The organism is Pseudomonas proteolytica, from assembly GCF_007858275.1.
GTDB lineage: Bacteria > Pseudomonadota > Gammaproteobacteria > Pseudomonadales > Pseudomonadaceae > Aquipseudomonas > Aquipseudomonas proteolytica.
In genome coordinates this window covers 35,045-55,563 of record NZ_VFEV01000030.1, presented here as the reverse complement: position 1 = coordinate 55,563, position 20,519 = coordinate 35,045, and the positions used below count along the sequence as shown (strand labels likewise).

Annotated in this window: 17 protein-coding genes and 2 tRNA genes; 17 read left to right on the top strand and 2 right to left on the bottom strand. The window is 57.7% G+C overall.

The annotated features are described in order from the left end of the window. Positions 1 to 12: 12 nt before the first annotated feature. Positions 13 to 417 carry an MFS transporter gene (locus FIV38_RS20535; RefSeq protein WP_092233358.1) on the top strand — a complete coding sequence of 135 codons (405 nt, stop codon included), beginning with the start codon at positions 13 to 15 and terminating at the stop codon, positions 415 to 417. Between the two features lie 8 nt (positions 418 to 425). Here the strand turns inward: FIV38_RS20535 and FIV38_RS20530 are convergent, their stop codons facing one another. Next, entirely contained in the window at positions 426 to 734 is a 309-nt protein-coding gene (locus FIV38_RS20530) for a YhbY family RNA-binding protein (protein ID WP_029298992.1), read from the bottom strand. A gap of 105 nt (positions 735 to 839) precedes the next feature. Here FIV38_RS20530 and rlmE point away from each other — a divergent pair, with 105 nt between their 5' ends. From rlmE to FIV38_RS20450, 16 genes are all read left to right on the top strand, one after another. Further along, positions 840 to 1,490, top strand: coding sequence for a 23S rRNA (uridine(2552)-2'-O)-methyltransferase RlmE (rlmE, locus tag FIV38_RS20525; RefSeq protein ID WP_029298990.1), 651 nt, complete (start codon positions 840 to 842; stop codon positions 1,488 to 1,490). 200 nt (positions 1,491 to 1,690) lie between these two features. After that, positions 1,691 to 3,601 carry an ATP-dependent zinc metalloprotease FtsH gene (gene ftsH, locus FIV38_RS20520; RefSeq protein WP_092233361.1) on the top strand — a complete coding sequence of 637 codons (1,911 nt, stop codon included), beginning with the start codon at positions 1,691 to 1,693 and terminating at the stop codon, positions 3,599 to 3,601. Between the two features lie 8 nt (positions 3,602 to 3,609). Next, entirely contained in the window at positions 3,610 to 4,461 is an 852-nt protein-coding gene (gene folP / locus FIV38_RS20515; protein WP_092233364.1) for a dihydropteroate synthase, read from the top strand. Between the two features lie 16 nt (positions 4,462 to 4,477). Further along, positions 4,478 to 5,815 (top strand): phosphoglucosamine mutase, encoded by a 1,338-nt coding sequence (gene glmM, locus FIV38_RS20510; RefSeq protein WP_029298983.1) that lies wholly within the window; start codon positions 4,478 to 4,480, stop codon positions 5,813 to 5,815. Positions 5,816 to 5,881: 66 nt separating this feature from the next. Beyond that, positions 5,882 to 6,637 (top strand): triose-phosphate isomerase, encoded by a 756-nt coding sequence (gene tpiA / locus FIV38_RS20505; RefSeq protein WP_070994377.1) that lies wholly within the window; start codon positions 5,882 to 5,884, stop codon positions 6,635 to 6,637. A 4-nt stretch (positions 6,638 to 6,641) separates the two neighbouring features. Then, positions 6,642 to 7,025 (top strand): preprotein translocase subunit SecG, encoded by a 384-nt coding sequence (gene secG, locus FIV38_RS20500; protein WP_029298979.1) that lies wholly within the window; start codon positions 6,642 to 6,644, stop codon positions 7,023 to 7,025. Positions 7,026 to 7,046: 21 nt separating this feature from the next. Continuing rightward, positions 7,047 to 7,132 (top strand) — tRNA-Leu (locus FIV38_RS20495). A gap of 96 nt (positions 7,133 to 7,228) precedes the next feature. Continuing rightward, positions 7,229 to 7,305 (top strand) — tRNA-Met (locus tag FIV38_RS20490). A 140-nt stretch (positions 7,306 to 7,445) separates the two neighbouring features. After that, on the top strand, positions 7,446 to 7,904 hold the full coding sequence (gene rimP, locus FIV38_RS20485) for a ribosome maturation factor RimP (RefSeq protein ID WP_032867412.1): 459 nt from the start codon (positions 7,446 to 7,448) through the stop codon (positions 7,902 to 7,904). A 59-nt stretch (positions 7,905 to 7,963) separates the two neighbouring features. After that, on the top strand, positions 7,964 to 9,445 hold the full coding sequence (gene nusA / locus FIV38_RS20480; RefSeq protein ID WP_029298976.1) for a transcription termination factor NusA: 1,482 nt from the start codon (positions 7,964 to 7,966) through the stop codon (positions 9,443 to 9,445). Positions 9,446 to 9,472: 27 nt separating this feature from the next. Then, positions 9,473 to 11,995, top strand: a complete 2,523-nt coding sequence (infB, locus tag FIV38_RS20475; protein WP_029298975.1) for a translation initiation factor IF-2 — start codon at positions 9,473 to 9,475, stop codon at positions 11,993 to 11,995. 159 nt (positions 11,996 to 12,154) lie between these two features. Beyond that, positions 12,155 to 12,550, top strand: coding sequence for a 30S ribosome-binding factor RbfA (gene rbfA, locus FIV38_RS20470; RefSeq protein WP_029298974.1), 396 nt, complete (start codon positions 12,155 to 12,157; stop codon positions 12,548 to 12,550). A 3-nt stretch (positions 12,551 to 12,553) separates the two neighbouring features. After that, positions 12,554 to 13,471 (top strand): tRNA pseudouridine(55) synthase TruB, encoded by a 918-nt coding sequence (truB, locus tag FIV38_RS20465; protein ID WP_003176136.1) that lies wholly within the window; start codon positions 12,554 to 12,556, stop codon positions 13,469 to 13,471. 115 nt (positions 13,472 to 13,586) lie between these two features. Further along, a complete protein-coding gene (rpsO, locus tag FIV38_RS20460) occupies positions 13,587 to 13,856 on the top strand; it encodes a 30S ribosomal protein S15 (RefSeq protein WP_003177875.1) in 270 nt (89 codons plus the stop codon). Between the two features lie 194 nt (positions 13,857 to 14,050). Then, positions 14,051 to 16,156 (top strand): polyribonucleotide nucleotidyltransferase, encoded by a 2,106-nt coding sequence (gene pnp / locus FIV38_RS20455; RefSeq protein WP_092233367.1) that lies wholly within the window; start codon positions 14,051 to 14,053, stop codon positions 16,154 to 16,156. A gap of 296 nt (positions 16,157 to 16,452) precedes the next feature. After that, positions 16,453 to 17,073 (top strand): BON domain-containing protein, encoded by a 621-nt coding sequence (locus tag FIV38_RS20450; RefSeq protein ID WP_029298967.1) that lies wholly within the window; start codon positions 16,453 to 16,455, stop codon positions 17,071 to 17,073. Between the two features lie 428 nt (positions 17,074 to 17,501). Here the strand turns inward: FIV38_RS20450 and FIV38_RS20445 are convergent, their stop codons facing one another. Continuing rightward, a complete protein-coding gene (locus FIV38_RS20445) occupies positions 17,502 to 20,435 on the bottom strand; it encodes a DUF748 domain-containing protein (RefSeq protein WP_092233370.1) in 2,934 nt (977 codons plus the stop codon). Positions 20,436 to 20,519: the final 84 nt, after the last annotated feature.

The window sequence follows — 20,519 nt, the reverse complement described above, 5'->3', positions numbered from 1 at the left end:
CGAGCGGGCGCCATGCTTTGGCAGTTGACCCAGATGCTCTGGGTCGGCGGCCTGTGGCTGTTGCACCTGGGTGTATTGCCGGTGCTGGGCATGATTGGCCTGGCGCCGTTGCTGATCGATGAGATCGGCGGATTATTGAGTGCGTTGCTGGTAGGTTTTGCGGCCGCGTGCGTGACGCTCCAGGCACTTGTGCTGATCAAGGCCGAGGGCTTGGGGAGTTTGTGGCGGGATATGCGCGGGCAACTGCTGTTGATGGCGCTGTATGCGTGCGCAATGTATTGCGTGGTGTGCATATTGCTGCCGGAAGCGTTGCGCTGGCAGCTGTTCAGCTATCTTGTGCTAGGGTTTTCTGGCTTGGTGCTGGTGGTACAGCCTGCGCCGGGGTGGAGCGGCAGGGCGCGCGAAGCACGCCCGTGACCCTTGAATCATTTGAAGCGATGAACGTTCGACAGTTGCTTGTTGGCGCTGAAATTCTTGCGATACAGCAGCGCCATCTTGCCGATGACCTGAACCAGGTCCGCTTTGCCCACCTTGCACAGTTCTGCAATGGCGGCCAGGCGTGCTTCGCGATCAAGGATATTGACCTTGATCTTGATCAGCTCGTGATCGCCTAATGCGCGTTCAAGTTCGGCTAACACACCTTCAGTCAAACCGTTGTCTGCCACAATCAGAACTGGTTTCAGATGGTGGCCAATGGATTTGTACTGTTTCTTCTGCTCTTGAGTGAGCGGCATAATCTGACCCCTGCGTCTGATCTTGTAAAAAGCGGCGGCCAGTTTACCCGAGCGAGTCCGGGACCGCCCAGTTAATCACGACCCGTTTTATTTTCGAGGTGGCCCGTGGCCCGTTCCAAAACTAGCCTTAAGTGGCTGCAAGAGCATTTCAACGATCCTTACGTCAAAAAGGCGCAGAAGGACGGCTACCGTTCACGGGCCAGTTACAAACTGCTGGAGATCCAGGACAAGGACAAGTTGATCCGTCCGGGCATGAGCGTTATTGACCTGGGGGCCGCCCCAGGTGGTTGGTCCCAGGTGACCAGTCGTCTGATTGGTGGGCAGGGGCGTCTGATCGCGTCCGATATCCTGGAAATGGACAGCATCCCGGATGTGACCTTTGTTCACGGTGACTTCACCGAAGACGCCGTACTTGCGCAGATCCTTGAGGCGGTAGGAAATTCACAGGTAGACCTTGTGATTTCCGACATGGCCCCCAATATGAGTGGATTACCGGCCGTTGATATGCCGCGCGCGATGTTCCTTTGTGAATTGGCGCTGGATTTGGCAGGTCGGGTTTTGCGTCCAGGTGGAGATTTCCTTGTGAAGGTCTTCCAGGGCGAAGGTTTTGACGAGTACCACAAGAACATTCGCAAGTTGTTCGACAAGGTGCAGACGCGCAAGCCTGACTCTTCCCGGGACAGGTCCAGGGAGCAGTATTTGTTGTGCCGCGGCTTCCGCGGTGTCGAGGGCGCTGCGAGCGAAGAGCGTTTTTGAGGAATTCGAGGTAGGCGATAGGTTTTTTTATATCGCTTTCGTCATGAAGCTTTACGAATATTGTGTAGTCAAAGTTTCACAAAGGGTTACAGACGGCGCCTGCCAGAGTTGTAGGTAATGTAGTAAGTTAGGCCGGTGAATATCATGCGAAGCGCGCGCCAGTAGCGGAGCTTGCTTCAGAGGGTAGTTAATTGAACGATATGGCAAAGAATCTGATCCTGTGGTTGATCATCGCGGCTGTCCTGGTGACGGTGATGAACAACTTCTCCAGCCCTAACGAGCCGCAGACCCTCAACTATTCCGACTTCATCCAGCAAGTTAAGGATGGCAAGGTCGAGCGCGTGGCGGTTGATGGCTACGTGATCACTGGCAAGCGCAACGATGGCGATAGCTTCAAGACCATTCGTCCGGCGATCCAGGACAATGGCCTGATCGGCGACCTGGTGGATAACAAGGTCGTCGTCGAAGGTAAGCAGCCTGAGCAGCAGAGCATCTGGACCCAGTTGCTGGTAGCCAGCTTCCCGATCCTGGTGATTATCGCCGTGTTCATGTTCTTCATGCGCCAGATGCAAGGCGGCGGGGGGGGCAAGGGCGGGCCGATGAGCTTCGGCAAGAGCAAGGCGCGCCTGCTTTCTGAAGATCAGGTGAAAACTACCCTGGCTGACGTTGCCGGTTGCGACGAAGCCAAGGAAGAAGTCGGTGAGTTGGTCGAGTTCCTGCGCGATCCGGGCAAGTTCCAGCGCCTGGGCGGCCGTATTCCTCGCGGTGTACTGATGGTCGGTCCTCCGGGTACCGGTAAGACCCTGCTTGCCAAGGCGATTGCCGGCGAAGCCAAGGTACCGTTCTTCACCATTTCCGGTTCCGACTTCGTCGAGATGTTTGTCGGCGTAGGTGCAAGCCGTGTGCGTGACATGTTCGAGCAGGCCAAGAAGCACGCGCCTTGCATCATCTTCATCGATGAAATCGACGCTGTCGGTCGCCATCGTGGTGCTGGTATGGGCGGTGGTCACGACGAGCGTGAGCAGACCCTCAACCAGTTGCTGGTGGAGATGGACGGCTTTGAAATGAACGATGGCATCATCGTGATTGCCGCCACCAACCGTCCTGACGTACTTGACCCTGCGCTGCTGCGTCCGGGCCGTTTCGACCGTCAGGTCGTGGTGGGCTTGCCAGATATCCGTGGCCGCGAGCAGATTCTCAAGGTCCACATGCGCAAAGTGCCGATGGGCGATGACGTGGCTCCGGGTGTGATTGCCCGTGGTACTCCTGGTTTCTCCGGTGCCGACCTGGCCAACCTGGTGAACGAGGCCTCGCTGTTCGCTGCCCGTACCGGCAAGCGCATCGTCGAGATGAAAGAATTCGAGCTGGCCAAAGACAAGATCATGATGGGTGCCGAGCGCAAATCCATGGTGATGTCCGAAAAAGAGAAGCAGAACACCGCTTATCACGAAGCTGGTCACGCCATTGTCGGTCGTGTTGTGCCTGAGCATGACCCGGTCTACAAGGTCTCGATCATTCCGCGTGGTCGGGCGCTGGGTGTCACCATGTTCCTGCCGGAAGAGGATCGCTACAGCCTCTCCAAACGCGCCCTGATCAGCCAGATCTGTTCGCTGTACGGCGGCCGTATCGCTGAAGAGATGACCTTGGGTTTTGACGGTGTTACCACCGGCGCATCCAACGACATCATGCGTGCCAGCCAGATTGCGCGGAATATGGTCACCAAGTGGGGTCTGTCGGAAAAACTTGGCCCACTGATGTATGCCGAGGAAGAGGGTGAAGTGTTCCTGGGGCGTGGCGGCGGTGGTCAAAGTGCCAGCTTCTCTGGTGAGACTGCCAAGCTGATCGACTCCGAAGTGCGCAGCATCATTGACCAGTGCTACGGCACGGCCAAGCAGATCCTTACCGATAACCGCGACAAGCTCGACGCCATGGCTGATGCCCTGATGAAGTACGAGACCATTGATGCCGAACAGATTGACGACATCATGGCCGGCCGTACGCCTCGTGAGCCTCGCGATTGGGAAGGTGGTTCGGGTACTTCAGGCACACCGCCAGTAGTACAGAACGAGCGCCCGGAAAACCCAATCGGTGGCCCGGCTGCCGACCTTTAAGGCTTGAAATGACTTCTGCGTCGCCCTCTACCCGGTTGCCTTGCGGCAGCCGGGTTCTTGATTTGGCCCGTACTCACGTTATGGGCATTCTCAATGTAACCCCTGATTCCTTTTCTGACGGTGGCCGCTTCAGCCAGCTGGATGTGGCATTGCGCCATGCAGAAGCGATGGTCGCTGCAGGCGCGACCCTGATCGATGTTGGTGGCGAATCGACCCGGCCAGGAGCGCGCGCTGTCTCCCCATTGGAGGAGATGGAGCGTGTAGCGCCGATTGTCGAGCGAATCCATCGCGAATTGGATGTAATCATTTCAGTAGACACCTCGACCCCTGCCGTCATGCGCGAAACCGCGCGGCTCGGAGCGGGGTTGATCAACGACGTGCGCTCATTGCAGCGCGACGGCGCGCTGGACGCTGCTGCGGCCACTGGGTTGCCGGTCTGTCTGATGCATATGCTCGGTGAACCCGGGACGATGCAGGACGCTCCGCACTACGACAACCTTGTTGAAGAAGTGACGGAATTCCTGGTGGATCGCATTGCCCAATGCGCCGCTGTGGGAATTGCACCTGAGCGGATCATTCTCGACCCCGGGTTTGGTTTTGCCAAAACCCTGCAGCACAACTTGAGCCTGTTCAAACATATGCAGTCGCTGCATGCCCTTGGTCGTCCCCTGTTGGTTGGGGTGTCGCGCAAGAGCATGATAGGCATGGCCTTGAATCGTCCCGTGGGCGAGCGCCTGCACGGCGGACTGGCCCTGGCGGCCTTGGCTGTCGCCAAGGGTGCGCGCATTCTACGGGTGCACGATGTGGCCGAGACCGTTGACGTAGTGCGGATGATCGAAGCGGTAGAATCAGCCGAATAAGAATGATGGAGCACTTATGACAAAGAAATATTTTGGCACCGACGGTATTCGTGGTCGGGTCGGCGAATTCCCGATCACTCCGGATTTCATGCTCAAGCTGGGCTGGGCGGCCGGGATGGCCTTCCGCAGTATGGGGGCATGTCGCATCCTGGTCGGCAAGGACACGCGGATCTCTGGTTACATGTTCGAATCTGCATTGGAGGCGGGCCTGTCTGCTGCCGGGGCTGACGTGATGTTGCTGGGGCCGATGCCTACGCCGGCGATCGCTTACCTCACGCGTACCTTTCACGCTGAAGCCGGGATTGTGATCAGCGCTTCGCACAATCCCCATGATGATAATGGCATCAAGTTCTTTTCGGGTCAGGGCACCAAGCTGCCGGACGAGATCGAGCACATGATTGAAGAGCTGCTGGATGCGCCGATGACCGTCGTCGAATCGAGCAAGCTGGGCAAGGTTTCGCGGATCAACGACGCTTCGGGTCGTTATATCGAGTTTTGCAAAAGCAGCGTGCCCACCAGTACCAATTTTGCCGGGCTCAAGGTGGTGATCGACTGCGCCCACGGTGCGACCTACAAGGTGGCGCCCAGCGTATTCAAGGAGTTGGGGGCCGAGGTGACTGTGCTGTCGGCTCAGCCCAACGGCCTGAACATCAACGACAACTGCGGCTCGACCCATATGGGGCAGTTGCAGGCGGCGGTATTGGCTGAGCACGCGGACCTGGGTATTGCCTTTGATGGCGACGGCGACCGCGTGTTGATGGTCGATCACACGGGCGCCATCGTTGACGGTGACGACCTGCTGTTCATCATTGCCCGTGACCTGCATGAGCGTAACAAGCTGCAAGGCGGCGTCGTCGGTACCTTGATGAGTAACCTGGGGCTGGAGTTGGCCCTGGCAGATCTGGGGATCCCGTTTGTGCGCGCCAATGTTGGCGACCGCTACGTGATTGCCGAGCTGCTGGAACGCAACTGGGTGGTGGGTGGCGAGAATTCCGGGCACGTAGTGTGCTTCCAGCACACCACTACCGGTGATGCGATCATCGCTGCGTTGCAGGTTCTATTGGCCTTGCGTCGCCGTGAAGAAAGCCTGGCCCAGGCGCGTCAAGCATTGCGCAAGTGTCCTCAGGTACTGCTCAATGTGCGTTTCTCTGGGGGTGAAAACCCTATCGAGCACCCGGCCATCAAGGAAGCCTGTGAGCGTGTTACCGTCGCCATGGCGGGCCGTGGCCGGGTCTTGTTGCGCAAGTCGGGGACCGAGCCTTTGGTGCGTGTCATGGTCGAAGGCGATGACGAAACACAGGTTCGCGGCTATGCCGAAGAGCTGGCAAAACTGGTAACTGAAGTTTGCGCCTGAATTCGGCTTGCCAGTGTTGATGCGGTTGGGTAACATCTGCGCCCACTTTGACCGACGAGGTACAGCATGCGTCGCACTATGGTAGCTGGTAACTGGAAGATGCACGGTACCCGCGCCAGTGTCGCTGAGCTGGTCAATGGCCTTCGTCACTTGGCCCTGCCGAGCGGTGTCGATATCGCGGTATTCCCGCCTTGTTTGCATATCAACCAAGTGGTTGATGGCTTGAAAGGCAAGTCGATCCAGGTCGGCGCGCAGAATTCCGCAGTAGAAGCCATGCAGGGTGCGTTGACTGGTGAAATTGCACCGAGTCAGCTGGTTGATGCAGGTTGTTCCTATGTGCTCGTTGGGCACTCCGAGCGCCGTCAGATGATGGGCGAGCGTGATGGGACACTCAACCGCAAGTTCGCAGCGGCACAGGCTTGTGGCCTGATTCCCGTGTTGTGCATAGGGGAGACCCTTGAGCAGCGTGAATCCGGCAAGACTCTTGAAGTTGTCTCGCGTCAGCTGGGCAGCATCATCGAGGAGCTGGGTGTTGGTGCATTTGCAAAGGCAGTGATTGCTTACGAGCCGGTCTGGGCCATTGGCACCGGGCTGACTGCTACACCGCAACAGGCGCAGGATGTGCACGCAGCCATCCGCGCGCAGTTGGCGGCAGAGAATTCTGAGGTCGCGCAAGGTGTGCGGCTTCTATACGGCGGCAGCGTGAAGGCGGCCAATGCGGTCGAACTGTTCGGCATGCCGGATATCGATGGGGGGCTCATTGGTGGAGCTTCCCTGAATGCAGATGAGTTCGGTGCGATTTGTCGCGCCGCGGGAAACTGAGAAAATGCTGGAAACAGTCGTAGTCGTTTTTCATCTGTTGGGTGCACTGGGCGTTGTTGCCTTGGTATTGCTGCAACAGGGTAAAGGTGCGGACGCTGGTGCGTCTTTCGGGGCAGGTGCTTCAAATACTGTGTTCGGAAGCCAAGGTTCCTCTACCTTTCTTAGTAAGTTTACTGCTATACTTGCCGCCGGTTTCTTCATAACCAGCCTGGGGTTAGGTTACTTTGCTAAAGAGAAAGCTCATGTGCTGACTCAAGCAGGTTTGCCAGATCCAGCAGTGTTGGAAGTTCCAAAAGCAAAACCGGCTTCTGATGATGTCCCGGTGCTTCAAGAGCAAAAGTCGGCTACTCCAGCGACTGACGTGCCTCCAGCTCAAGAGCAGAAGTAAGAAGGTTGTAAACGCTGTATTGCCGAGGTGGTGGAATTGGTAGACACGCAACCTTGAGGTGGTTGTGCCCATAGGGTGTAGGGGTTCGAGTCCCCTTCTCGGTACCAATTATCAGGAGAGCCCGCTGTTGCGGGCTTTCTTGTAGGTGGAAGGTTACATTGACCCTGTAAGGGATCGGTCGTATACTTCCGCCCCAGCTTTGTCGCGGGGTGGAGCAGTCTGGTAGCTCGTCGGGCTCATAACCCGAAGGTCGTCGGTTCAAATCCGGCCCCCGCAACCAGTTTTAGCGGAGCCCCTTTTAAGGGGCTTTTTGTTAGCTGGACACTTTCAACGCCGCTGTTCGACGGCGTTTCAAGGATGGGCGTTTCGCCCATTTTTTTATTTTGCACAGCATGCACATACATGCACGAGGGGGTTCAGGTGTCGAGCAAGCTAGAAGAGTTGCAGGCCTTGCTGGCCCCGGTGGTCGTGGCCCTAGGCTATGAATGCTGGGGTATTGAGTTTTCGGCTCAAGGTCGCCACTCAATGTTGCGCGTTTATATCGATAAAGAGGGCGGCGTGCTGGTGGACGATTGTGCCATCGTCAGCCGTCAGATCAGTGGTGTCCTGGATGTTGAAGATCCGATCGCCGTTGAATACACCCTCGAAGTTTCCTCGCCAGGCATGGAACGCCCACTGTTCACTATTGAGCAGTTTGCTAAATATGCCGGTGAACAAGTGAAGATCAAGCTGCGATCTCCTTTCGAAGGGCGACGCAACTTTCAGGGCCTTCTGCGCGGTGTAGAAGAACAGGATGTAGTGGTGCAGGTAGAAGACCACGAGTTCCTGTTGCCGATCGATATGATCGACAAGGCCAACATTATTCCCAGTTTTGACTGAGACGTGCCAGAAACTGCGGATCCCGCGGATCCAATGGCTTGCGAAAGGCGAGGCGTACGATGAGCAAAGAAGTACTGCTGGTTGTTGAGTCGGTATCCAATGAAAAGGGCGTACCGGCAAACGTGATTTTTGAAGCGCTGGAGCTGGCCCTGGCCACTGCTACCAAAAAGCGTTTTGAAGACGAAGTTGATCTGCGTGTGGAAATCAATCGCCACACCGGAGCCTATGAGACTTTCCGTCGCTGGACGGTCGTCGAAGAAGCCGATCTTGATGATCCGGCCATCGAAACCTGGCCGAGCAAGGTTGCGTTAACGCATCCTGGTGCCCAGGTTGGTGACGTCGTCGAGGAAAAGATCGAGTCCATCGAGTTCGGCCGCATCGCTGCACAGACTGCCAAGCAGGTCATCGTGCAAAAGGTTCGCGAAGCCGAGCGCGCCCAAGTTGTTGATGCCTATCGCGAGCGCCTGGGGGAAATCATCTCCGGCACCGTGAAGAAAGTGACTCGCGACAACGTGATCGTCGACCTGGGTAACAACGCAGAAGCGTTGTTGGCCCGTGAAGACATCATTTCCCGCGAAACCTTCCGTGTTGGCGTGCGTTTGCGCGCGCTACTCAAGGAAATCCGCACTGAGAACCGCGGCCCTCAACTGATCCTGTCGCGTACTGCGCCGGAAATGTTGATCGAGCTGTTCCGTATCGAAGTGCCGGAAATTGCCGAAGGCCTGATCGAAGTCATGGCTGCGTCCCGCGACCCGGGTTCGCGTGCCAAGATCGCGGTCCGCTCCAAGGACAAACGCATCGACCCGCAAGGCGCTTGCATTGGTATGCGCGGTTCGCGCGTCCAGGCAGTGTCGGGCGAATTGGGCGGTGAGCGCGTGGATATCGTGCTGTGGGACGATAACCCAGCGCAGTTCGTGATCAACGCCATGTCCCCGGCCGAAGTTGCGGCAATTATTGTTGACGAAGATGCCCATGCAATGGACATCGCCGTTGGCGCAGACAATCTGGCCCAGGCCATCGGTCGCGGTGGTCAGAACGTGCGTCTGGCCAGCCAGTTGACTGGTTGGACCCTGAACGTCATGACCGAATCGGACATCCAGGCTAAGCAGCAAGCAGAAACCGGCGATATCCTGCGCAACTTCATCGACGAGCTGGAAGTCGACGAAGATCTGGCACAGGTGCTGGTAGATGAAGGCTTCACCAGCCTGGAAGAGATTGCCTACGTACCGGTGGAGGAAATGCTCAACATCGACGGCTTTGACGAAGACACCGTCAACGAGCTTCGCGCTCGGGCCAAGGATCGCTTGTTGACTAAAGCCATCGCTACTGAGGAAAAGCTGGCAGACGCCCATCCGGCCGAAGACCTGCTCTCGCTTGAGGGTATGGACAAGGATTTGGCGATGGAACTGGCGGTGCGCGGCGTAATTACCCGCGAAGACCTGGCCGAGCAGTCTATTGACGACCTGCTCGACATCGACGGCATTGACGATGATCGTGCCGGCAAGTTGATCATGGCCGCCCGAGCCCATTGGTTCGAGTAATTAGGCGCGGCCTGAGGAGAGAAGTGCATGACGCAAGTCACGGTGAAACAACTGGCCGATGAGGTCAAAACACCGGTAGAGCGCCTGTTGCAGCAGATGCGTGAGGCAGGTCTGCCGCACACCGCCGCCGAGGAACATGTGAGCGACAGTGAGAAGCAATCGTTGCTGACTCACTTGAAAAGCAGCCACAAGGCGAAAGTGGAAGAACCGCGCAAGATTACATTGCAGCGCAAAACAACCAGCACCCTGCGGGTGGCTGGTAGCAAGAGCATCAGCGTTGAAGTACGTAAGAAGAAAGTCTTCGTACAGCGCAGCCCGGAAGAAATCGAAGCCGAGCGCAAACGCGAGATGGACGAACGTCGCGCAGTAGAAAATGCTGCACGTCAGAAGGCTGAAGAAGAAGCCAAGCGTCGCGCCGAAGAAGAAGCGCGTCGCCAGCCTGCTGCTGCGCAATCCGCTACTGATGCAGTCGCCGCTCCTGCAGCGCCTGTTGAAGCTGTGCGTGAGGCTGCTCCGGTTGCCGCTGCGCCAGCACCTGCTGCTGACGCTCGCAAGCGCGACGAACCTCGTCGTCCGGACAAGCCGCGTGCCGACGATAACAATCGTCGCAGTGGTGGTGGCGATGGCGAGCGTAAAAACGCTCCGCATCGTGCCTCGGTCAAAGAGAAAGCGCCTGCTCCACGCGTTGCGCCACGTACTACCGACGAAGAAAGCGATGGCTTCCGTCGTGGTGGTCGCGGCAAGGCCAAGCTGAAAAAACGCAACGCCCACGGTTTCCAGAGCCCAACCGGCCCTGTCGTGCGTGATGTGCAGATCGGCGAGACCATCACTGTTGGCGATTTGGCCAATCAGATGTCGGTCAAGGCTGCTGAAATCATCAAGTTCATGTTCAAACTGGGTACTCCAGCGACCATCAACCAGGTGCTTGACCAGGAAACTGCTCAACTGGTAGCCGAAGAACTGGGCCACAAAGTGACCCTGGTCAGCGACACCGCCCTGGAAGACTCCCTGGCCGAGTCCCTTAAGTTTGAAGGCGAGACCTTCTCCCGTGCGCCAGTCGTGACCGTAATGGGCCACGTTGACCATGGTAAGACCTCGCTGCTCGACTACATCCGTCGTGCCAAGGTAGCTGCCGGCGAAGCCGGTGGTATCACCCAGCACATCGGTGCGTACCACGTTGAAACCGAGCGCGGCATGGTCACCTTCCTTGACACCCCAGGTCACGCCGCGTTTACCGCAATGCGTGCCCGTGGTGCCAAGGCGACCGACATCGTGATCCTGGTAGTTGCAGCGGACGACGGCGTAATGCCGCAGACCATTGAAGCTGTCCAGCACGCCAAGGCCGCTGGTGTTCCACTGGTTGTTGCCGTGAACAAAATCGACAAGCCGGGCGCTGATCTTGATCGCATCCGTAGCGAACTGTCGGTTCACGGTGTGACTTCCGAAGAGTGGGGCGGTGATACGCCGTTCGTTTCGGTTTCGGCGAAGGTCGGTACTGGTGTAGACGAACTGCTCGAAGCTGTTCTGCTGCAAGCCGAAGTCCTGGAACTCAAGGCAACCCCATCGGCCCCGGGTCGTGGTGTTGTGGTTGAATCGCGTCTCGACAAAGGTCGTGGCCCGGTTGCTACCGTTCTGGTTCAAGACGGTACCCTGCGCCAAGGCGACATGGTGCTGGTCGGTTCGAACTATGGCCGTGTACGTGCCATGCTCGACGAGAATGGCAAGCCAATCAAGGAAGCGGGTCCATCCATCCCTGTCGAGATCCTCGGCCTGGACGGTACCCCGGACGCTGGCGACGAGATGAGCGTACTGTCGGACGAGAAGAAAGCCCGTGAAGTGGCTCTGTTCCGTCAAGGCAAGTTCCGCGAAGTCAAACTGGCCCGTGCTCACGCCGGCAAGCTGGAAAACATCTTCGAGAACATGGGCCAGGCAGAGAAGAAGACGCTCAACATCGTCCTCAAATCTGACGTCCGTGGTTCCCTCGAAGCGTTGAACGGCGCCTTGAACGGCCTGGGTAACGACGAAGTGCAAGTGCGTGTTGTCGGTGGCGGTGTCGGTGGTATCACCGAGTCCGACGCCAACCTGGCACTGGCTTCCAACGCTGTACTGTTCGGCTTCAACGTGCGTGCCGATGCTGGCGCACGGAAGATCGTCGAGCAGGAAGGCCTGGACATGCGTTACTACAACGTCATCTACGACATCATCGAAGACGTCAAGAAGGCCCTCACCGGCATGCTTGGCAGTGACGTCCGGGAGAATATCCTGGGTATCGCTGAAGTTCGTGACGTGTTCCGTTCGCCGAAGTTCGGCGCGATTGCCGGTTGCATGGTTATCGAAGGTACTGTGTACCGCAACCGTCCAATCCGTGTACTGCGTGAAGACATCGTTATCTTCGAAGGCGAGCTGGAATCCCTGCGCCGCTTCAAGGATGACGCTTCCGAAGTGCGTGCCGGCATGGAATGCGGTATCGGCGTCAAGAGCTACAACGACGTCAAGCCTGGCGACAAGATCGAAGTTTACGAGAAGGTCCAGGTTGCTCGCAGCCTCTAACTCGCGCACTTCAGGAGCCACGCCGCGTGTGGGCATGCAAATGCCCCGCGCAGTGTCCGGACTCTAAACGCAACGCCCGGTCTGGCTTTTGTCAGGCCGGGCGTTTGCCGCTTTCAGACCCCACGGGTTTCACCGTGTGGCAGTAACAGGTAACAAGACATGGCAAAAGAATACAGCCGTACCCAACGTATCGGCGATCAGATGCAGCGCGAGCTGGCCCAACTGATCCGTCGCGAAGTCAAAGACCCGCGCGTTGGCCTAGTCACCATCACCGCTGTTGAAGTGAGCCGTGACGTTGGTCACGCGAAGATCTTCATCACCGTGATGGGCCAGGACAACAGCGAAGAGATCGCGCAAAGCATCAAGGTGCTCAACTCCGCCGCAGGGTTTTTGCGGATGCAGTTGGCCCGCGAGATGAAGCTGCGCAGCGTGCCCCAGTTGCACTTCCACTACGACGAAAGCGTCGTGCGTGGTGCGCATCTGTCGGCCCTGATCGAACGTGCAGTGGCTGAAGACAATCAGCATCCGTCCACACCTGAAGACGCCAAGGAGTAAGCGGTGGCTCAGGTCAAACGTATCCGTCGTAACGTCAGCGGTATCATCCTGCTCGACAAGCCCATTGGCTTTACCTCCAATGCCGCTTTGCAGAAGGTCCGCTGGCTGCTCAATGCCGAGAAGGCGGGGCACACCGGTAGCCTTGATCCCCTGGCGACTGGCGTATTGCCATTGTGTTTCGGCGAGGCTACCAAGTTCTCCCAGTACCTGCTCGATTCGGACAAGGGTTACGAAACCCTGATGCAACTGGGCAAGACCACCACCACGGCCGATGCCGAAGGTGATGTTCTGCAGGTTCGCGACGTGACCGTTGGTCGTGCAGATATTGAGGCTGCCTTACCCGCTTTTCGTGGGCAAATCAGTCAGATACCGCCCATGTACTCGGCTCTCAAGCGTGATGGCCAGCCTCTTTACAAGCTGGCACGTGCGGGCGAAGTAGTGGAGCGTGAACCGCGTTCTGTTACTATTGCGCGCTTGGAATTGCTCGCCTGTGAAGGCGACACCGCCCGTTTGGCCGTGGACTGCAGCAAAGGCACCTATATCCGTACCCTGGTGGAAGATATTGGTGAACAACTCGGTTGCGGCGCGTACGTTGCAGAACTGCGACGTACACAGGCAGGCCCTTTCACCCTGGCCCAGACGGTCACGCTGGAAGAGTTGGAAGCCGTGCATGCCGAAGGCGGCAACGAAGCAGTTGATCGCTTCCTGATGCCATCGGACAGCGGTTTGCTGGATTGGCCATTGCTGCATTTCTCGGAGCACAGCGCGTTCTACTGGCTTAACGGCCAACCGGTACGCGCTCCGGATGCGCCGAAGTTCGGCATGGTGCGGGTACAAGATCACAACGGTCGCTTTATCGGTATCGGTGAAGTGAGCGAAGACGGGCGCATCGCGCCGCGTCGACTGATTCGGTCAGAATGACCGGACGAGGGTGGCTGTTAACAGGCACGGTCACTACTCATTTTTAGATACAGGGATTTGTCCCTGGCCTGTTGAAACTGCCCTTTGGGTGGTTTCCTGAAAAAAGGATTGCCTCATGGCTCTCGACGTTCAAGAAAAAGCACAAATCGTAGCTGACTATCAGCAAGCTGTTGGTGACACTGGTTCGCCAGAAGTGCAAGTTGCACTGCTGACCCACAACATCAACAAGCTGCAAGGTCACTTCAAGGCCAACGGTAAAGATCACCACTCCCGTCGTGGTCTGATCCGCATGGTAAACCAGCGCCGTAAGCTGCTGGACTACCTGAAAGGCAAGGATCTGGGTCGTTATCAGACTCTGATCGGTCGCCTGGGTCTGCGTCGCTAATCAGCGATTGCGCTAGAGGTTGGTTGTTTGCCGTGTGTCAGTGGGATTCCCGCTGGCCCATGGCAGGCTCCCAGCCTCAAGTTTTATCTGGATACACGTTTTACCCTGGACAAGGGTTGGGCCGATTCCCGACATTGCCCAAGAATTTCGCAAGAAGACAAGTTCCCCAAGAGCCACAAAGAAGGTAGGACACCGTGAACCCGGTAATCAAAAAATTCCAGTTCGGTCAGTCGACCGTTACCCTCGAGACAGGCCGTATCGCCCGTCAGGCCTCCGGCGCAGTGCTGGTCACCGTTGACGACGACGTCACCGTATTGGTGACCGTTGTTGGCGCCAAGACCGCTGACCCGAGCAAAGGCTTCTTCCCTCTGTCCGTTCACTACCAGGAAAAGACTTACGCTGCCGGTAAGATCCCTGGCGGTTTCTTCAAGCGCGAAGGCCGTCCTTCCGAGAAAGAAACCCTGACTTCCCGACTGATCGACCGTCCGATCCGTCCGCTGTTCCCAGAAGGCTTCATGAACGAAGTGCAGGTTGTCTGCACCGTCGTTTCCACCAGCAAGAAGACCGATCCGGACGTCGCTGCGATGATCGGTACTTCGGCGGCCCTGGCCATCTCCGGCATTCCGTTCGATGGCCCGATCGGCGCCGCTCGCGTTGCTTTCCACGAAAGCACCGGCTACCTGCTGAACCCGACTTACGAGCAGCAGAAAGCCTCGAGCCTGGACATGGTCGTTGCCGGTACTTCGGAAGCCGTGTTGATGGTTGAATCGGAAGCCAAAGAGCTGACCGAAGACCAGATGCTGGGCGCCGTACTGTTTGCTCACGACGAGTTCCAGGTCGTGATCAACGCCGTTAAAGAACTGGCTGCCGAAGCTGCCAAGCCAACCTGGACCTGGGCTCCTCAGCCAGAAGCCACCGCACTGCTGGGCGCTATCCGCTCCGAGTTCGGCGCTGCTATCTCCGACGCCTACACCATCACTGTCAAGGCCGACCGTTACGCACGCCTGGGTGAGCTGAAGGACCAAGTCGTTGCCAAGCTGTCCGGCGAAGAAGGTCAGCCTTCTTCCAGCGAAGTCAAAGCAGCCTTCGGTGAAATCGAATACCGCACCGTTCGCGAAAACATCGTTAACGGCAAGCCACGTATCGACGGTCGCGACACCCGCACCGTGCGCCCGCTGAACATCGATGTCGGCGTTCTGCCGAAGACTCACGGTTCGGCCCTGTTCACCCGTGGTGAAACCCAGGCCCTGGTTGTTGCGACCCTGGGTACTGCCCGTGACGCACAGCTGCTGGACACCCTGGAAGGCGAGAAAAAAGACCCCTTCATGCTGCACTACAACTTCCCTCCGTTCTCGGTGGGCGAGTGTGGTCGCATGGGCGGTGCTGGTCGTCGCGAAATCGGCCACGGCCGCCTGGCCCGTCGTTCGATTTCGGCCATGCTGCCGGCCGCCGACGTGTTCCCGTACACCATCCGTGTGGTATCGGAAATCACCGAGTCGAACGGTTCCAGCTCCATGGCTTCCGTCTGCGGTGCTTCCCTGGCACTGATGGACGCCGGTGTGCCGATGAAGGCGCCGGTTGCCGGTATCGCCATGGGCCTGGTTAAAGAAGGCGAGAAGTTCGCCATCCTGACCGACATCCTGGGTGACGAAGACCACCTGGGCGACATGGACTTTAAAGTAGCCGGTACCGCCAAAGGTGTTACCGCGCTGCAGATGGACATCAAGATCAAGGGCATCACCGAAGAGATCATGGAGATCGCCCTGGGCCAAGCCCTGGAAGCGCGCCTGAACATCCTCGGTCAGATGAACCAGATCATTGGTCAGTCCCGCACCGAGCTGTCGGAAAATGCTCCGACCATGATCGCGATGAAAATCGACACCGACAAAATCCGTGACGTTATCGGTAAAGGCGGCGCGACCATCCGTGCGATCTGTGAAGAAACCAAGGCCTCGATCGATATCGAAGACGACGGTTCGATCAAGATCTTCGGCGAAACCAAGGAAGCGGCTGAAGCAGCACGTCAGCGCGTACTGGGTATCACCGCTGAAGCCGAGATCGGCAAGATCTACGTGGGTAAGGTTGAGCGCATCGTCGACTTCGGCGCATTCGTCAACATCCTGCCTGGCAAGGATGGCCTGGTTCACATCTCCATGCTGAGCGACGCTCGCGTTGAGAAAGTGACCGACATTCTGAAAGAAGGCCAGGAAGTGGAAGTGCTGGTACTGGACGTGGACAACCGCGGCCGTATCAAGCTGTCCATCAAGGACGTAGCAGCAGCCAAGGCTTCGGGCGTTTAATCACTCCCAGGCTTCACGCTGAAAAAGAGGACTCTTCGGAGTCCTTTTTTTATGGCTTTGGGAAAGTGAAGGTAAATCAGCCGTTTAGCCTAGGGCAAAAGCCGCAACTTGCATGCAGGCATGAAGGCCTTCATGCAAGTTGCACGATTCCGAAAAAGTCCTATTTTGTTAACTTGTTGTTTTATAAGGATTTATTTTAGTGTTTAGACTTGGCACACTGCCTGCAATATTCCTGTTAACGCTGCAGCATCAAGGTTCACACACTGCAGACTTTTAATAAAACAGGAGTTACTCGTATGAAGAAGTTCGCTCTCGCTACTGCTACCGCTCTGACCCTGGCCATGGGTGCTAACGTGGCCTTTGCCCAGACTTCCCAAGCTCCAATGACCCTGGCGGCCGGTGAAGCCACCAAGGCAAAAGAAAGCGTTTCGGATACTTGGATCACCACTAAAGTTAAGTCTGATCTGCTGACCGAAAAAGGCATTCCTGGTTCGGACATCAAGGTTGAAACCAACAAAGGTGTGGTTTCCCTGTCGTCGACTGTAGCCATTTCGGATTCGCAGAAAGCAACCGCTGTAGCGATCACCAAGAAAATCAAAGGTGTAACCGCGGTTTCTGCTGACGGCCTGCTGGCTGGCGGCGCTACCAAGGCAGACAACATCGACAAAACCAAAAGCGCAGCTGCAGGCGCCAAAGAGTCCACTTCCGATACCTGGATCACTACCAAAGTGAAAGCTGACCTGGTAACCGAGAAAGGCATTCCTGGTACCGATATCAAAGTCGAAACCAACAAGGGCGTAGTTTCCCTGTCCTCTTCGGTCGCTGTGACTGAAGCGCAGAAAACTACTGCGGTGAATATCACCAAGAAAATCAAAGGCGTTAAAGCTGTATCGGCCGACGGCCTGAAAGCAGAGTAACGCTTAACAACTCGACTGAACCCAGGCGGCCTAGAGCGAGGCAGATATCCGCTCAATGCACCTTACAGGTTCATGCGACCGACCACAGGGATGTGGTCACTACGGGCCCCGGCACTTGTGTCGGGGCCCGTTTTATTGTGGGTTGGAATTCATGTTTGCAGATTATGCAGAGCAAATGAAATGTAGGAGCTGGCTTGCCTGCGATGGCCATAGGTATCTACACAACTTTCAGAAGCTGACGATCTTCCCTGTGGCGAGCGGGCTTGTCGGAACGCCACAACGCCCTATCTGCCTGGGTTTATGCGATGAAGCAAAATTGTGTAGATACCGATGCTGCGATGGCGGTGTATCAGCGGCAAATAGGCTGGCTGACCCACCGCCATCGCAGGCAAGCCAGCTCCCACACTTCAGGTTTCTGGTGCCGGTAGTTACTCGGCATCCAGGTGCATTGGCGTAACAACCCGGCCATCTTTCTCGGCCTGCCCCAGGTTGGCATCGATGAAGTACACCCGGTCATCTTCCAACTGGCCCTTGTCGACCAGATAGTCCTTGATCGTACTGGCACGGTCCTGGCCCAGTTGGCGTAGCAGCACGTCGCTGCCGCTCCAGAACTTGATCACGCCGTCGCGCAGTTTCGCCGAGCGTTCATCGCTGCCCAGGTCTTTCCACTCAGCCGGTGGCTGTTGCTTCAAGCGGGTGCGATAGATGCCTTCGAGCAGCGGGGCTTTTTCCTTTTCAGGTACTACAAGCAACGACGCCTGGGCCGGGACTTTATCGCCGCGACGCTGGAGAATCTTGTAGTAGTTGTACTGATACTCGCGCTCAAGCCGCTCGGCCGCCAGGAACGGACCGTCGCTGCTGGCTGCCGCGGTGCCTTCGATCTCCAGGCGCAGCGCAGGGCGCTCCTTGAGGGCCTTGGCGAGGCTGTCCAGGGCCGACTCGGCGTCCTTGCTCAGTGCGCTGGAACCTGCGGCGAACGACACGTTACCCAGGTCCTGCGCGCCACCACCGGTCACTAGCCCGCCAATGAACTTGAACGGCGCCGTCGCCGCGCGTACCACCAGGTTGCGCAGGGTTTGCCAGACAATCGGCATCACGCTGAATTGCGGGTTGTTCAAGTCGCCAGTCACCGGCAATTCGATGGAGATCTTGCCGTCCGTGTCCTTGAGCAGGGCGATCGCCAGGCGAATCGGCAGGTCCACCGCATCTGCGCTATCGACTTTCTCGCCCAGTTGCAGTTGCTCCACTACCACCTTGTTCTCGGCCTTCAACTGGCCTTTGGTGATCACGTAGTGCAGATCGAGGTTGAGCCGGCCCTTACGGATACGGAACCCGGCAAATTTGCCGGAATACGGGGTCAGGGTAGTCAGCTCGACGCGTTTGAAGCTGGTGGCGATATCCAGGGCGGCCATCGGGTCAAACGGGTTCACGCTGCCCTTGATGGTCACTGGCGCATAGCGGTCGACCTTACCCTTGATATCGACGCTGGCAGGCTTGGCCTGGCGGCTGTCGATGGTACCGATCTGGCCATTGAGCTGCTGGATCGCTGTGGCGAAGTTCGGCGTGAGGCTGAAGTCGGCAAAGTTGGCCGAACCATCGTTGATCACGATCTGACCGATGCGGATACCCAAAGGCTTTTCGTTGCTCGCGCTGGATCTGGCGGCAGATTTGGCACCGCTGTCGGCCGGTTGCGGGATCAGCAGATCATCGACGTTGGTGGTGCGGTCGTCGTTGATCATAAAGCGCGCATAGGGTTGCAGCAGGTTGATCTTGTCGATCGACAGGCTGTTGCCGTGCTGGTAGTTCAAGCCTTCGACCACCAGGCGCTGCCACTTGAGGAAGTCGCGGGTCTTGAGGGTATCGAGGGTGTGCAACTGATCCACTTGCGCCCGGCCGGTGATCTGCAGTGCGAGGGGCTCGGTACTCTTGAGGTTCACGTCCAGGTTGCTGCCGAGCATGCCGCTACGCAGTTCCAGGCGGATAAACGGGCTGATATAGGATTGGGCAACCCGCAGGTCGATATCCTTGGTGTCGACTTTCAACTTGGCGCTGACCGGGTTCAGGTTGACCTGGCCGCTCGCCTGGAGCTTGCCCTGCTTGCCCAGGCCACTGTCGATCTTCAAGGTGAAGGGGCTTTGATTGAGGCTGTCGAAGTCTTGTACATCGACATTCAGCGGGCCCAGTTCCAGTGCCACAGCAGGTTTTACCTGGCGATCAGCCAAGTGCACCTGGTAGTTGCGCAGTTGCACGTCCTTGAGCAGTACTTGCCAAGGCTTGCTCGGTGCTGTGGGGGCGGGTTCCGGCGAATCGGCTGTAGCGGGCGCCGTGGCTGGCTCGGGCTTGGTGGCCGGCTTGCTCGGCTGGCTGGCGAACAGTTTCTGCCAGTCCAGTTGGCCGTCGGCTTCGCGGGCGGCCCAGGTTTCGAGCTTGTTACTGCGGATCTTGCCAACGATCACTTGCTGCTTGGCCAGGTCGATCGAGGTTTCGCTGACATCCAGGCGTTCCAGGCGCGCCAGGGGCCGCCCATCCGGGGCCTTGATCGCGAACGGCGCGATGCTCGCGGAGACGTTGGTCAGGTTCAGTTCGGTTTCTTTGGCCAGGTTCAGCTTGTAGTCGGTGCTGAAGTTGAGGATGCCGTCTTCCAGGACCAGCGGCAGGGCGTCCCGTACATAGGGCCACCAGACCTTCATTTTGCCATCGGTGACCTTGAGCTTACCTTCGGAGGCGATCGGTACCAGGCTGAAATTGCCGGTCCAGTCGATCTGACCGCCTTCGGGGCCGGCGGCGACCAGGGTCATGTCGGCATTGTCTTCGGGCAGGGTGCTGAGGTTTTTCAGCTCAAAGTCGAGTTTGTCGTAGAGGAACTCGATAGGCTCGCTGGGGCGCACGTCTTCAAAGTGCACGTAGCCGTCGGCCAGCTTGATGCGTTCGATACGCAGCGGGAACGGTTTGCTGTCGGGGTCATCGGGGGTTGGTTCGCTCGGCGGTACTTTGAACAGTTGCGCCAGGTTGAGCGTGCCGGCTTTGTCGAAGAGGATTTCGGTCCTGGGTTTGTCCAGCTGCACATCGGCCAGGTGCAGGGCGCGTGTCCAGAGGCTGTCGATCTGCAGGTTGGCGTAGAGGCGCTCAAAGCCCACTTGCTCCTTGCCGGGTTCACCGATCTTCAGGCCCCAGAGGGTCAGCTCCAGGCTGAACGGGTTGAGCTCGATACGCTCGATACGGGCCGGTACCGTGGCGTAGTTGGCCAACTGCTGGTTGGCCACGCGAAGCGCAATACCGGGCAGAATCAGGAAGCCCAGCAAGCTGTAGAGTGCAAGGGCGGTCAGCAAGGCGCCTGCGGCGCGAATCAATCCTTTGGACATGGGTGACGCCATCTATATCAATCAGGAGTGCCTTGGAGTATGGCACGGGTTTGCGGTTCCGAAGAACCGCGCCTTTATTACGCC

Excerpts from the sequence above, each read along its gene's own strand:
- FIV38_RS20535 (WP_092233358.1), top strand. The coding sequence starts at position 13 with ATGCTTTGGCAGTTGACCCAGATGCTCTGGGTCGGCGGCCTGTGGCTG.
- FIV38_RS20530 (WP_029298992.1), bottom strand. The coding sequence starts at position 734 with ATGCCGCTCACTCAAGAGCAGAAGAAACAGTACAAATCCATTGGCCAC.
- ftsH (WP_092233361.1), top strand. The coding sequence starts at position 1,691 with ATGGCAAAGAATCTGATCCTGTGGTTGATCATCGCGGCTGTCCTGGTG.
- folP (WP_092233364.1), top strand. The coding sequence starts at position 3,610 with ATGACTTCTGCGTCGCCCTCTACCCGGTTGCCTTGCGGCAGCCGGGTT.
- glmM (WP_029298983.1), top strand. The coding sequence starts at position 4,478 with ATGACAAAGAAATATTTTGGCACCGACGGTATTCGTGGTCGGGTCGGC.
- tpiA (WP_070994377.1), top strand. The coding sequence starts at position 5,882 with ATGCGTCGCACTATGGTAGCTGGTAACTGGAAGATGCACGGTACCCGC.
- secG (WP_029298979.1), top strand. The coding sequence starts at position 6,642 with ATGCTGGAAACAGTCGTAGTCGTTTTTCATCTGTTGGGTGCACTGGGC.
- nusA (WP_029298976.1), top strand. The coding sequence starts at position 7,964 with ATGAGCAAAGAAGTACTGCTGGTTGTTGAGTCGGTATCCAATGAAAAG.
- infB (WP_029298975.1), top strand. The coding sequence starts at position 9,473 with ATGACGCAAGTCACGGTGAAACAACTGGCCGATGAGGTCAAAACACCG.
- rbfA (WP_029298974.1), top strand. The coding sequence starts at position 12,155 with ATGGCAAAAGAATACAGCCGTACCCAACGTATCGGCGATCAGATGCAG.
- rpsO (WP_003177875.1), top strand. The coding sequence starts at position 13,587 with ATGGCTCTCGACGTTCAAGAAAAAGCACAAATCGTAGCTGACTATCAG.
- FIV38_RS20450 (WP_029298967.1), top strand. The coding sequence starts at position 16,453 with ATGAAGAAGTTCGCTCTCGCTACTGCTACCGCTCTGACCCTGGCCATG.
- FIV38_RS20445 (WP_092233370.1), bottom strand. The coding sequence starts at position 20,435 with ATGTCCAAAGGATTGATTCGCGCCGCAGGCGCCTTGCTGACCGCCCTT.